The organism is Clostridium ljungdahlii DSM 13528 (genome assembly GCF_000143685.1).
Lineage (GTDB): Bacteria > Bacillota > Clostridia > Clostridiales > Clostridiaceae > Clostridium_B > Clostridium_B ljungdahlii.
Map to the genome: position 1 here is coordinate 919,791 of NC_014328.1, position 12,990 is coordinate 932,780.

Genomic DNA, 12,990 nt, shown 5'->3' on the forward strand with positions numbered 1-12,990 from the left:
ATCTTTCAGGTACCTATTTAATTATAGAGATGACCGCTATTGGATGAATCCTTGGAGAGACTCTTATTGAGCACCGAAGGAGAAAGTCGCATGGCGAAACTCTCAGGTAAAAGGACAGGGAAAAGGTAACACATCTTACAAAAGTAATATATAATTAATTACTTCATTTAGATCTTATCTATTCCCATTTGTATCTCCAACCACAAAATATTTATATAGGAAAAGGCATTTCTAGTACATGCTTTTGACTAAGATGGAGGGATAAAATGGATCAATTAACAAAACTATTTACTAAAACCAATTCTATAGTATGGAAGGGTTTACTTTTAGTCCTGCTAAATGGAACTAGAACCTATCTTACTGTACGTCTAGGGTTACTTAAATTATTCAAATTGTCTATTTTTGAGAAAAATGAATATGAAGATAATGAAAAAGGTGATGCTATTAGCTTTGCAGTATTATGAAGAATTAAAAGTTGCTTCAATTTATAGTTATATTTTTTAACAGCACTCATACTAATAGTGTATTTGTACATCATTCATATGGAAAATTATATCTTAATATCAAGATAATAACTCTAGAAATACGAATGCAGCAACATAGGTAAAAAAAGTAACGTTTAGAAAGGCGGAATATATATGTCAGAAAATCAAAATTTATCGAGAGGACTAAAAAATCGTCATGTCCAATTACTTGCAATTGGAGGTGCAATTGGTACTGGATTATTTCTTGGTTCAGGCAGGTCCATTCACTTGGCTGGTCCATCTATTCTATTTGCATATGCTATAACAGGAATTATTTTATTTTTTGTAATGCGTGCCCTTGGCGAATTATTGCTTTCTAATTTAAACTACCATTCTTTTGTAGAGTTTGTGTACGATTATCTAGGAGAAGGAGCAGCATTTATTACTGGATGGACATACTGGTTCTGTTGGATTTCACTTGCTATGGCCGATGTAGCTGCCACTGGACTTTATGTACAGTACTGGATTCCCAATGTACCTCGATGGGTACCAAGCCTTATAGTTCTTGTAATTTTACTAATTATGAACCTTACTGCGGTAAAATTATTTGGTGAAATGGAATTCTGGTTTGCATTAATTAAAGTTGTTGCAATTTTGGCACTTATTATAGTTGGTACATTTATGATTATTAAAGGATTTTCTACAAATGCTGGTGCATCTAGCTTTTCAAACCTTTGGAGACATGGAGGTTGGCTACCAAATGGGGCAAATGGCTTTATACTTTCATTTCAAATGGTTGTATTTGCTTTCACTGGAATCGAATTAGTTGGTTTAACAGCTGGTGAAACTGAAAATCCAGAGCATGTTATTCCAAGGGCTATTAATAACATTCCAATTAGAATTATTATTTTCTATGTAGGAGCACTTGCTGTTATTATGGGAATATATCCATGGAACTCAATCAATCCAGCTAAAAGTCCATTTGTACAGGTATTTGCTTCAGTTGGAATTGCAGCAGCAGCAAGCATTGTAAACTTTGTTGTGCTAACATCAGCAGCATCTGCTTGTAATAGCGGTATTTTCAGTACAAGCCGTATGGTTTACTCTCTTGCCAAAGAAAATAATGCACCTGGGTCAATGAAAAAGTTAACTTCTAATCATATACCTTGCAATGCTGCAATATTTTCTGCAGCCGTTATCTTAATTGCAGTTATTTTAAACTATATCATGCCAGGTGAAGTATTTGTACTAATTACAAGTATATCAACATTTTGCTATATATACATCTGGGCAATTATAGTTATCTGTCACATGAAATACCGTAAAACTAAACCTGAACTTGCTGCCAATAACAAATTTAAAATGCCACTTTATCCAATCATGAACTATATAATTCTAGCATTCTTTGCTTTTGTTATAGTTACATTAGCACTTAATAATGAAACTCGTGTAGCCTTATTTGTAACACCTGTATGGTTTATAATGCTTGGGGTGATTTACAAGGTATTTAAATCAAAAAAGAAAACTGAAGAAGATGGCAAAAGAAATTTAGCATAGGCTAATACTTATTGAATATTACCCTTTATATGAAAATTACTTAACCACTAAAGTCAAGACCGCCCATGGGGCGGGTGTCTTGCTTTAGTTCATCATCTATAGATATCATATTTTTTATTTGAATGGAAATTAGTAGGTTTAAAGTGATAACGCATAATATCTTGTAATTCTAATGAAAAAGCAGTTCGCTCAGGTTGAATGGTTTCTTCCACAATTTTTGCAGTTAGAAAAAGTGACTCAAAAATTGTGGTAATAAGTTTAGTCTAGTACGGCTAGTATAATACATTCCTTAATAAGTCTCAATCTATCACGAGGAGTTAACTTAAGTCCCCATCCTCCTGTGGAGTTACCATTTGGATCTTTGACCCATCTTCTCATGTTTTCCCCGAATAAATCCTCAAAACCAAATGATTTCATAAGCAATATATCCGTTTCTCACAACAACAATACCAGTTATATTGCTGTACTCGGATTTTACCATAGGCTCAAGTTTTGAAAGTTTTTCAGAGTCCATTCTCAAGGTTTTAGAATCTGCGGCTTGCCATTTTGTAGTTGGCCAGTAGTTTCTTTCTATCATAAGTACCTCCTCGTATAAATAAGATGTTTTTGTTTTGCTTGATACTACTTTTTCTTCACAGGAAAATATACTTCAGTAACAAGATCTTTAGGAATGGTGACTTGGTGGGGGTCAGTTACATATACTTCATATGGTGGGTTTGTAAGTTTATATCCTTCATTTTCTACCCATTCCCTCAACTTAGCATATACAGATGTTAATTCTGAATATGAGCCCCTTAAAACAGACTTCGCACAAAGGACTCCAGGCAAGTATCTTGTTCCCTTTACAATCTCCTTTATCGGAATGGCAAGTTCTGTATCATTGCCAGAAGGATTGTATTCAGCGCTGTGATAAATAGTTATTGGCTTACCAAGAAAGTCAATTACAAAAATATATATAAAGAAAGCAAAGCTACATATATTAAAGCATTTAAGGTAAAACTAAAAATATTATAAAAATGAAATTATTTTTTCTCATAGCTAAAGTTACATAATACGAGGAGGATTTATAATGAAAAAAGTAATAGGAATTATAAGTATTGTACTATTTGTACTCGTAGCACTTCAATCCTGTGCTGCAGGAGTAGGAAATGCATTAAGTAATAACAAAGAAGCTAGTGGATCTGCTGGATTATTTTTATCTGTATGTATGCTTATTGCTGGAATAATAGCAATAATATCAAAATATAGTAAAGGTATGACTATAACAGCTATAGTATTTTATTTGTTAGCTTTTGTTGTAGGGATTGCTAATGTTGGGCATTTTTCAGATTTGCAAATTTGGTCAATCATTAACTTGATATTTGCTGGACTATTGATATTTCATTTGCTTAAAAATAAGCAATTATATAATAGCAGTGGGAAAAAGTAGAATCATATATTGTAATTATTTTTAATTATGTTGGCAAAATTGAAATTGTCACTGAAACACCTCTAAATGTTTTAAATACATATGTTTAATTATTGTGACAGATTCTAATAGTAGAAAGTAGAAATTTGCTATGTTATAATGACATAGAGGTGAATGTAATATGGATGATGAGGTGAAAGTCCCAAACCATATATATCAAATGTCTACAATAAATGCACTTGTTTCGGGGCTGTATGATGGCTGTGTTTCATTATCTAAACTTCTTAAAAAAGGAAACTTTGGTATAGGTACTTTTAAAGGTCTAGATGGTGAACTAACTCTTTTAAATGGAACTTTTTATAGGACTAAACCTGATGGCAGCGTATACGTATGTTCCAAAAACGTATCCGTTCCTTTTGCTGTAGTCACTGAACTGGAAAATTATAATACTTATAATATTCAAAATCGTACTTCTTATGAAGATATAAGAAAAGAATTGGACAGCTTTATAGAAAGCAAAAATATATTTTATGCTTTCTATATGGAAGGTAAATTTAATTATGTAAAAACACGTACTGTTGTAAAACAGAATATGCCTTATAAGCCTATGGCTGAAGTTGTTAAAGATCAGCCTATGTTTGAATATAACGGTGTTGATGGATATGTGGTTGGATTTAGGTGTCCTGATTATGTTGAAGGCCTTAATGTCCCTGGATATCATTTTCATTTCATAAATAAAGATAAGAAATTTGGTGGACATATAAGTGAATTTTCCATTGAAAATGCGAAGGTTTATGTACAGAACTGTTCTTGCTTTAGGATGGAACTTCCTAAAAATGAAAGTTTTTATAATATGGAAGTACAAGATAGAAACGATGAGATAACAAGTGTTGAAAAATAAAGTATTGATAGAAAAAAACACTAGACAGTGCTAATAACAATGTCTAGTGCTTTTTATCTTGCTCAATTTTTTCATTGAGTTCATTTAAGTAAGTCCACCTGTCCATCTTTTCGTCTAGCTCTTTTTCCAGTGAATTCTTTTCGGATAAGAGATCTTCAAGAAGTGCATAATCAGATGAAGCAGCTTCCATTTCTATTTTCTTTTCAGATATAGATTTTTCTAGATGTTCAATTACCTCATCTATTTTGTCAAACTCCATTTGTTCTGCATAGGTAAATTTTAGAGGCTTTTCTTTTTGCAACTTATAGTTGTTTTTAGCTGTATTTTTCTTAGAGCTTATTTTTTCCTCTGATATTTTTGCAGTTTTGTGAAAATAGGAATAGTTTCCTGTATATTGAGTGATTTTACCGTTTCCTTCAAAAGAAAATATTTTATCAACTGTTTTGTCAAGGAAGTACCTGTCATGAGATACAGCTATAACAGCTCCTTCAAAATCGTTAATATAATCTTCTAGGATTGTAAGTGTTTCTATATCCAGATCATTTGTTGGTTCGTCCAGCAAAAGTACATTAGGGTAATTCATCAATATTTTTAGAAGATATAATCTTCTTCGTTCTCCTCCTGAAAGTTTTCCAAGGGGAGTCCATTGAACTGAAGGTTCAAATAAAAAATTTTCAAGTACAGCAGAAGCACTTATTTTTTCACCCGATGAAGTTGACGCATATTCTGATGTCCCACGTATGTATTCAATTACCCTTTCGTTCATATCCATATCAGAAATTCCCTGAGAATAGTATCCTATCTTTACTGTTTCACCTATATCTATAGTGCCGCTGTCCGGCAGAATTTTTTGAACTAAAATATTCATAAGAGTGGATTTACCACTTCCATTAGGTCCAATAATACCTATTCTGTCATTATTTAGTATGTTATAAGTGAAATTTTTAATTAATGTCTTTTCACCAAAACTTTTGCTTATGTTATCCAGGTTTATGACTTTTTTACCGATTCTTGTACTTTGAAGACTAATATTAAGTTTTGATTTGTTGGAAGATGTACCTTCTGTAGTTAATTGTTCAAATCTTTCTATTCGGGCTTTTTGTTTTGTACTTCTTGCTTTTGCACCCCTTCTTATCCAAGAAAGTTCTTTCCTTATAAGATTTTGCCTTTTTCTTTCATTGGCATTTTCAGTTTCAAGTCTTTCAGCCTTTTCTTCAAGAAAATTACTATAGTTTCCCATATAACTATAGAGTTTTCCCCTATCAAGTTCAAACATTCTATTAGTTATTTTGTCCAAAAAAAATCTGTCATGGGTTACCATAAGCAGGGCACCACTTCGTTTTATTAAGAACTCTTCTAACCACTCTATGGTTTCATCGTCAAGGTGGTTTGTAGGCTCATCAAGTATTAAAATATTTGAAGTGGTTATAAGAGCAGATGCAAGGGCTACTCTTTTTTTCTGACCTCCAGAGAGCACAGATATTTTTTCATTAAAATCATTTATTCCAAGTTTGGTTAAAATAGTTTTAGCCTGACTTTCAATTTCCCACACATTTTGTGCATCCATTTTGGAGTTCAAGGTTCCAATTTTAGCTTGAAGACTCTTGTCTTCTGGATTTTTTTCAATAAGCTTAAGAGTTTTTTCATATTCTCGTAAAAGGCTCATAACAGGAGAAGTACCCCTAAAAATCTGTTCAAGTACTGTTAGATTGCTATTTGTAAAATCAGAATTTTGTGGAAGGTATCCTATAGTGGCTTCTTTTGACTTAGTAATTTTACCTCCATCTGATGTTTCACATCCTGCAATTACCTTTAAAAGTGTGGATTTTCCTGTACCATTTACACCTATAACACCTATTTTATCTCCTTCATTTATACCTAGACATATATTTTTAAATAATATTTTTTCACTGTAACTTTTACTTATATTTTCTGCAGTTAATAAGTTCATTTTTTCACACATCCTTTATTTTATCATATCATGTATTGGAGCTAGACCCAAATATAAAAAATTCCAATAGATTTAATTTATATAAATTTATTGGAATTTTTTATTACAAATAAGATTTTATAGCGTCTCTCCATACTTTATAGCCTTTTCCGTTTACGTGCAGTCCACCTATAGTGTATTCTTTATAAAGTTTATTTTGGTTTGGCAGAGTAAAGAGGGGATACAGATTTATATATTGTATATTTGAGTTTTTACAAAGATTATTTAAGGATGCATTCAAATTTATTATTTGATTATCTTTTGTTTTGGTTTTATATATATCTTTATTTATAGGAAGAACACTTTCTACATATATCGAAGTGCTTGGAGAATCAGTTTTTATATTTTGAATTATTCTGGAATAATTTTTAATAATCTCTTCTATAGATAATCCTTTGTCGATGTCATTTATTCCAAGCATAATAAAAATTTTTCGAGGTTTTAATTTTGTGATTTCACTTAATCTGTTTAAAGCCCCAGAAGTAGTATCAGAACTAATGCCGCGGTTTAATATATCAGGATTATCTAGAAGTTCATTCCATTGTCCAATGTCTGTAAGACTGTCTCCTAAAAATACTATTTTACCTTGTTCCCTGTATGAATTTACATAAGTCGTAACCTTTTCAATGTAATACTCAGAATAAATTTTAGGATCCAAATTTATATTTTTCAGTATATCTGTATCTTCAGAAATAACAGTATTACTTGAAAAACTTGTGGTTTGAGGTGGTGGAGAATTTAAGGATGATTTTAAACAATTATTTGAATACAATATAATTGAAAATATTGTTATGGTACTTATTATTAGTAGCAGCTTTTGTAAATTTTTAGTTTGCATAGACATTCTCCTTAAATTTTAAAATATATATATCTATCTTTACTTATTATGATAAAAAGTATGTAGGATAAATCCTAGGTAAAGGTAAAATTAAGTTAAAAGTTAATACAATATTAAGAAACTAAACAATTATTTAATATATGTGACATATTGTTGTCACATCAATTATATAAAATAATAAATGTATTTAGGTAAAGTTTAATAATAGTAAAATAATAGTCCCCTCTATTATTCAAATAGGCACTGATAACTGGCAGTGCTTATTTTTTATGAGTAAATTGTATTTAATTAAAAACATTGGTACAATTGGATATAAGATTATAATAACAAAATTATATTTTAGAAAGGTTGTAATGTTTTATGAATCCAGTAGCATTTTCAATTAGTGGCTTTCAAATAAGATGGTATGGTATAATGATAGCTTCAGGAGTTATGGCAGCACTTTTTTTAGCTAAATTAAATTGTAAAAACAAAAACTACAATTTTGATAATATAGTAGATACTTTTTTAATATCTTTTCCCTTTGCTATAATAGGAGCTAGAGCCTACTATGTTATTTTTCAATTTCAAGATTATAAGGATAATATAATAGATGTGTTCAATATAAGGCAGGGAGGCCTTGCTATTCACGGAGGACTTATATTTGGGCTTACAGCTGCGTATATATATACCAGACATAAAAAAATAGATTTTATAAAATTAGCTGATTGTGTAGCACCTTCTATAATACTTGCTCAGGCAATAGGAAGGTGGGGAAACTTTTTTAACGGAGAGGCTCATGGTGGATCTGTAAGTTATCAATTTATAAGTAAATTTCCGTTGTTTATACAAAAGGGAATGTTTATAGATGGAACTTATTATCACCCTACATTTTTGTATGAATCTCTGTGGAATTTAACTGTGTGTATAATTCTTGTATATATTTTGAGAAGAAAACATAATAGAGGTTCTGTAATAGCAGCATACATAGGATTGTATTCATTAGGGAGGTTTTTTATAGAAGGACTTAGAACTGACAGTTTAATGCTTGGAAGTATAAGAGTAGCACAGTTAGTTAGTCTTGCAGGAGTTGTATTTAGCATAGCATTTTTCATATATTTAAAGCGCAAGAAAAATATAAACTCATTATAGATATTCTAAACAAAAAATAAGATTATACTCCGAATATTCTTTACACCATTCAGCTCGTTAAATATTTTGATAAGTCTAAGTAAAAAATTTAAAAAATATAAGAACTTTTGAAAACTCGTACCTCAGACAATTCAAAAGTTCTAAATTTTTATATAAATTTTTCACTAAGACTTATGTACAAAATATTTAAATGTGCTTCATTATTGTAAAAAATATATCTGCGTATAATCTTATTTTTAAGTTAGAAAGCATTTATAATATAGTTAACAAATGTTTCAAGCCTAAAATATGATTTATATAGAGTTTTCAATTTTGTCATCATATTTCTCAAGTATAAGTCAACTTTTATTCATAAATTCTATTTTAGATGTTAAATATTTACTGTATTATAAAGATGTAGTCTAACTAAAAAATAAGATTATGTGTAGGTACATTTTTAACTTCCTTTTACTTGCATTATATGGTTTACTTTATAATTTATCCAATATATAACTTTTATGTAAAGTTTCATATGTTTTGTACGATGAAAGTAATATTATGCTTTTTTATTATTGGGAGGTTTTTTATTATGTTAGATGTCTGTAATACTGAGAATTACTTGAATTATGATATAAATAATAAAGCTAATTATGATAAACTTAAATCTGTTCGATCAAATACAGAGCAGAACATATCTTTAAAAGTAAATAATTCTAGTAAATCTTCTGATTCAATTGAAATAACTCAAAAAGATCAAAAAATTATTAATGCAAAAAAAGTAAAAGATGCATTTTTTGAAACTTGTTCTGATTTTGGTAGCGTTGATAGTAAAGGTTCTAATATGAGTAGTTTTTATTGTATGGTTCTTGATATGATGAAGAGACAAGGGATTGACATATCTTCTTTTTCATTAGGAAGTTCTTCTTTTGTTGATGAAGTAAAAGAGTTTGAGAAGAAAGTAAATATGGAAAAACCAGGTGTATTCCCATCTAATTTTTCAGATTTTTGTGATGCATATAAACAAAAACTTATACAGTGCGGATTATAAATTAATTGGTTTTCATTGTAGAAAAAGACTATCAGACATAAAAAAGAGCACAATTAACAGGTACAGCCGACATACAAGTAAAAACTGGCCACATGATGGAATTAATATCCAACATGTGGCTATGTATTGTTTTATAGTTATTATTTTATATATTCTTTTTATAACACCAATAAATGGGTAAATACCATCAGCTATGTAATATGCTGAAAATCAACAGGGAATGGGTATAGATTTGGTTTTTACACAAATCTATACCCATTCCAAAAAAACATTCGGAGCATAATCTTATTTTTGTTTAGAATATCTATTTTTATTTACAGGTTTTATTGTGTCAATGTTAAATTCAGAGTCTTTTTACTTCCATTTCTGTTTACGACAACTTCCACTGTGTCTCCAGATTTGTGAGTAGCTTTTATATCATTTATTTCACTTATAGACTTTACAGATTTACCGTCAAATTTTTGAATAACATCTCCAACCTTAAGTCCACATCTTTCTGCGGCACTAAATTCTTGAACTTCTGCTACATATACACCTTCAGGTACATTATATGCTTGAGAAAGCTGTGAATTTATATCTCTACCTGCAATACCTAGCTTTAAAATAGGTTTCAAAAGACCGCTTAGTTTAGGTTTTACAGTGTCTATTGGTATTGCAAATCCAATTCCTTCTACTCCACTTCCACCTATTTTAGCAGAATTTATACCTATTACTTGACCTGCAGAATTTACAAGTGCACCGCCGCTGTTTCCTGGGTTTATGGCAGCATCTGTTTGAAGATAGGTTTGAGTGTTATCGCCAACTTTAATATCCCTACTTGTTGCACTTATAACACCAGTAGTTACAGTACCTAATAATTCTTTACCAAGAGGATTTCCTATAGCTACTACAGAATCACCTACCTGAAGATTTTTAGAATCACCTAATTCTGCTACAGCTGGCATCTTTTCATTGGTAGTTACTTTAATTATGGCTAGATCTAGGCCTGCATCATAATTTACTACTTTTGCAGTTGCTTCCTTTTTATTGTTAAATATTACACTTACTTTTTCAGCGGATTCTATAACATGATAATTTGTAAGTATATATCCATCTTCATTTATTATTATACCTGACCCCATGCCATCATCTTGGTTGTCGCTACTGTTGCCGTTTGATTGACTTTCATCAGATTGACTGTTACCAGAAAAACCAAATATATCGGATGACTGTGAAGCAGTTTTTATAGATACTCCAACTACAGCAGGACCTACTTTCTTTGCTATTTCAGATACGGTAAGGCCGCCTTTTGCAGTTGATACAGGGGAAGCATCTATAGTAGAAGATTTTTCATTTCCTGTATTTTGTAAAGCTAGATTTTGATATAATGGGGTGCTCTTAAACATACCTAATGTTGGTATGAAATATAAGGCACCTGCAATTGAAATACTTCCACCTATTATACTGCATATTAATCCTACAGCTATATAAGACATAAATTTTTTACTTCTTTTAAGTTTATCTTTGAATTTAGTTTTTAAACTTATTTTTGAAGTATCATATTCATTGTTGAAATTACCCATGTAAGTACCTCCTAAAAAATTTTATTATTTATTTCATGTATATATAATAGAGTTGCTTTGTTACAGTTGTATGACAGAAGTGTTAATGAGTTGTGACAATTTTGCTTTAAATTTTACTAAATAGTATTGACAATACTTATTTATTATTATAACATAGGTTGTGCAATTAATTAGGAGGCTAACTAAATGGAAAGCAAAGCAAAATGTGAACCCTGTGATAAATTTATAACATATTGGCTTAGGGTAATTTATAGAAATATGACAAATTTACATAATAGTAAACTTGCTAAATATGGTTTGACTACATCACAAGTAGGAGTACTTGTACACTTATGGATAGAAGATGGGTTAACTCAGAAGGAAATAGCCGAAGAACTTCAATTAAGACCAGCTTCCATTACAGGGCTTGTAAATACTTTAGTATCAAAGGGATGGATAGATAGAAGAGAGGACACTAAAGATGCCAGAATAAATAGAATTTATCTTACAGAAGAAGGAAAAAACATAAGGCTTAAATGTATGTCAGCAAACGATGAAATAGAGGCAACCTTAAGCAGTGGGTTTTCAAAAGAAGAAAAGCAGCTTATGCTTTGTTGGCTGAAAAAATTGAATAAGAATTTATTGTAGAACAGCCTAAAATATTTAGGCTATTAACTATTTCTATAGGAGGAATTAATTTGGAAAGATCAGTAAAATTAAGAGATGAAAAAGTTGGTAAATTACTATTGGAATTTTCTATACCAGCTATAATTGGCATGCTAGTTAACTCACTTTATATTGTAATAGACAGGATATTTATAGGAAGAGTTGTTGGAGCTATGGCTATATCAGGTGTAAGTTTGACTTTCCCTATATCTATACTTATAATGGCTTTTGGTATGCTTGTAGGAATAGGTGCTGCAGCAAGAATATCCATAAGGCTGGGAGAAAACAATAAAGATGAAGCAGAGCACATATTAGGAAATGCATTTGTACTTTTGATTATAGTTTCTATAGTAATTACAATTTTGGGACTTATTTTTGTGGACCCTATGTTGAGGGGGTTTGGAGCTAGTGATAACACTATAGGTTATGCTAGGCAGTTTATAACTATTTTAATTTCTGTTTCTACATTTCAGACTGTAGGTTTTGGATTAAATAATGTAATACGTTCGGAAGGCGATCCTAAGACAGCAATGAATACAATGCTTATAGGAGGTATATGTAATATAATATTGGACTTCCTATTTATATATATACTTCATTTTGGAATAAAAGGAGCGGCTATAGCTACTTCAATTTCTCAGGGCATAAACATGATATGGGTACTTTATTATTTCTTAAAGGGAAATAGTATGCTTAGAATAAAAAAGAAGTATCTTCGTTTAAACAAAGATATAGTTGCAAGCATTTTCTCTATAGGAATGTCTCCATTTGCAATGCAGGTTGCTGCAAGTTTGGTAAATGTTATATTGAATAAAAGTTTAGCAATATATGGAGGAGATTTAGCTATAGGTGCTATGGGTATAATAAATGGTATATCTACTATGATACTCATGCCTATATTTGGAATAAATCAAGGGTCACAGCCAGTAATTGGGTTTAATTATGGAGCTAAACTGCATAGACGTGTAAAGAAAGCATTACTACTTGCAATTGCAGCAGCAACTTTTATATCTGCCGCAGGAGGAATTGCAGTTCAAGTTTTCCCTACAGTTTTAGTAAATATGTTTAATAAGTCTGATATGAACTTGACTAATATAACTGTAAATGGAATAAAAATATTTATGATTATGTTTCCTATAATAGGATTTCAAATAGTAAGCTCTAACTTTTTTCAAGCTATAGGAAAAGCTAAAATATCTATGTTTTTAGCACTTTTAAGACAGGTAATAGTTCTTATTCCTATGCTTCTTATACTCCCAAGAATATTTAAGCTAAATGGAGTGTGGATGGCAGCTCCTGTATCCGATGCTGTAGCTTCCATATTGACGGCTTTGTTTTTATATTTTGAAATTAAGAAGTTAAATTCAAATGAAAAAGAAAATTTGTCTTCACCAGAAATATCTGCAGAATTGACAAAGTAATTAATGCACAATAATCGGGCATTGTGAACTGTGAATTTAGAAAAAG

The 12,990-nt window shown here is 30.7% G+C and carries 13 protein-coding genes and 1 riboswitch; of the genes, 8 read left to right on the plus strand and 5 right to left on the minus strand.

Translation table 11 applies throughout. The annotated features are described in order from the left end of the window. Positions 1-41 precede the first annotated feature (41 nt). A riboswitch (glycine riboswitch) is annotated at positions 42-128 on the plus strand. A 138-nt stretch (positions 129-266) separates the two neighbouring features. Both CLJU_RS04095 and CLJU_RS04100 read left to right on the plus strand, forming a co-directional pair. Continuing rightward, complete coding sequence (locus tag CLJU_RS04095) at positions 267-464, plus strand: transcriptional regulator (protein ID WP_013237497.1); 198 nt, start codon at positions 267-269, stop codon at positions 462-464. 174 nt (positions 465-638) lie between these two features. Continuing rightward, positions 639-2,021, plus strand: coding sequence for an amino acid permease (locus CLJU_RS04100; RefSeq protein ID WP_013237498.1), 1,383 nt, complete (start codon positions 639-641; stop codon positions 2,019-2,021). Between the two features lie 397 nt (positions 2,022-2,418). Here the strand turns inward: CLJU_RS04100 and CLJU_RS04105 are convergent, their stop codons facing one another. Together CLJU_RS04105 and CLJU_RS22825 are read right to left on the minus strand one after the other, a co-directional pair. After that, positions 2,419-2,598, minus strand: coding sequence for a hypothetical protein (locus CLJU_RS04105; RefSeq protein ID WP_013237500.1), 180 nt, complete (start codon positions 2,596-2,598; stop codon positions 2,419-2,421). 44 nt (positions 2,599-2,642) lie between these two features. Beyond that, positions 2,643-2,849: a GyrI-like domain-containing protein gene (locus CLJU_RS22825; protein ID WP_013237501.1), complete on the minus strand. Its 207-nt coding sequence runs from the start codon at positions 2,847-2,849 to the stop codon at positions 2,643-2,645. 241 nt (positions 2,850-3,090) lie between these two features. Here CLJU_RS22825 and CLJU_RS04115 point away from each other — a divergent pair, with 241 nt between their 5' ends. Beyond that, the gene (locus CLJU_RS04115) at positions 3,091-3,450 is read left to right on the plus strand and encodes a hypothetical protein (RefSeq protein ID WP_013237502.1); all 360 of its coding nucleotides are present in this window, start codon (positions 3,091-3,093) and stop codon (positions 3,448-3,450) included. A gap of 160 nt (positions 3,451-3,610) precedes the next feature. Continuing rightward, positions 3,611-4,330 (plus strand): acetolactate decarboxylase, encoded by a 720-nt coding sequence (gene budA, locus CLJU_RS04120; protein ID WP_013237503.1) that lies wholly within the window; start codon positions 3,611-3,613, stop codon positions 4,328-4,330. A 43-nt stretch (positions 4,331-4,373) separates the two neighbouring features. Here budA and CLJU_RS04125 read toward each other — a convergent pair whose 3' ends face one another. After that, positions 4,374-6,281 carry an ABC-F family ATP-binding cassette domain-containing protein gene (locus CLJU_RS04125; RefSeq protein ID WP_013237504.1) on the minus strand — a complete coding sequence of 636 codons (1,908 nt, stop codon included), beginning with the start codon at positions 6,279-6,281 and terminating at the stop codon, positions 4,374-4,376. A 103-nt stretch (positions 6,282-6,384) separates the two neighbouring features. Next, positions 6,385-7,158 carry a GDSL-type esterase/lipase family protein gene (locus tag CLJU_RS04130; RefSeq protein ID WP_013237505.1) on the minus strand — a complete coding sequence of 258 codons (774 nt, stop codon included), beginning with the start codon at positions 7,156-7,158 and terminating at the stop codon, positions 6,385-6,387. A gap of 360 nt (positions 7,159-7,518) precedes the next feature. Between CLJU_RS04130 and lgt the strand changes: the two genes are divergently transcribed. Further along, on the plus strand, positions 7,519-8,289 hold the full coding sequence (gene lgt / locus CLJU_RS04135) for a prolipoprotein diacylglyceryl transferase (RefSeq protein ID WP_013237506.1): 771 nt from the start codon (positions 7,519-7,521) through the stop codon (positions 8,287-8,289). 568 nt (positions 8,290-8,857) lie between these two features. Beyond that, the gene (locus CLJU_RS04140) at positions 8,858-9,316 is read left to right on the plus strand and encodes a hypothetical protein (protein ID WP_013237507.1); all 459 of its coding nucleotides are present in this window, start codon (positions 8,858-8,860) and stop codon (positions 9,314-9,316) included. Between the two features lie 323 nt (positions 9,317-9,639). On the opposite strand, the gene CLJU_RS04145 is transcribed toward CLJU_RS04140, so the two are convergent. Further along, positions 9,640-10,878, minus strand: coding sequence for a S1C family serine protease (locus CLJU_RS04145; protein ID WP_013237508.1), 1,239 nt, complete (start codon positions 10,876-10,878; stop codon positions 9,640-9,642). Between the two features lie 186 nt (positions 10,879-11,064). On the opposite strand from CLJU_RS04145, the gene CLJU_RS04150 reads away from it, so the two are divergent. Both CLJU_RS04150 and CLJU_RS04155 read left to right on the plus strand, forming a co-directional pair. Then, positions 11,065-11,505, plus strand: coding sequence for a MarR family winged helix-turn-helix transcriptional regulator (locus tag CLJU_RS04150; protein ID WP_013237509.1), 441 nt, complete (start codon positions 11,065-11,067; stop codon positions 11,503-11,505). Between the two features lie 50 nt (positions 11,506-11,555). Further along, complete coding sequence (locus CLJU_RS04155) at positions 11,556-12,944, plus strand: MATE family efflux transporter (RefSeq protein WP_013237510.1); 1,389 nt, start codon at positions 11,556-11,558, stop codon at positions 12,942-12,944. Positions 12,945-12,990 lie beyond the last annotated feature (46 nt).

Excerpts from the sequence above, each read along its gene's own strand:
- CLJU_RS04095 (WP_013237497.1), top strand. The coding sequence starts at position 267 with ATGGATCAATTAACAAAACTATTTACTAAAACCAATTCTATAGTATGG.
- CLJU_RS04100 (WP_013237498.1), top strand. The coding sequence starts at position 639 with ATGTCAGAAAATCAAAATTTATCGAGAGGACTAAAAAATCGTCATGTC.
- CLJU_RS04105 (WP_013237500.1), bottom strand. The coding sequence starts at position 2,598 with ATGATAGAAAGAAACTACTGGCCAACTACAAAATGGCAAGCCGCAGAT.
- CLJU_RS04115 (WP_013237502.1), top strand. The coding sequence starts at position 3,091 with ATGAAAAAAGTAATAGGAATTATAAGTATTGTACTATTTGTACTCGTA.
- budA (WP_013237503.1), top strand. The coding sequence starts at position 3,611 with ATGGATGATGAGGTGAAAGTCCCAAACCATATATATCAAATGTCTACA.
- CLJU_RS04125 (WP_013237504.1), bottom strand. The coding sequence starts at position 6,281 with ATGAACTTATTAACTGCAGAAAATATAAGTAAAAGTTACAGTGAAAAA.
- CLJU_RS04130 (WP_013237505.1), bottom strand. The coding sequence starts at position 7,158 with ATGCAAACTAAAAATTTACAAAAGCTGCTACTAATAATAAGTACCATA.
- lgt (WP_013237506.1), top strand. The coding sequence starts at position 7,519 with ATGAATCCAGTAGCATTTTCAATTAGTGGCTTTCAAATAAGATGGTAT.
- CLJU_RS04140 (WP_013237507.1), top strand. The coding sequence starts at position 8,858 with ATGTTAGATGTCTGTAATACTGAGAATTACTTGAATTATGATATAAAT.
- CLJU_RS04145 (WP_013237508.1), bottom strand. The coding sequence starts at position 10,878 with ATGGGTAATTTCAACAATGAATATGATACTTCAAAAATAAGTTTAAAA.
- CLJU_RS04150 (WP_013237509.1), top strand. The coding sequence starts at position 11,065 with ATGGAAAGCAAAGCAAAATGTGAACCCTGTGATAAATTTATAACATAT.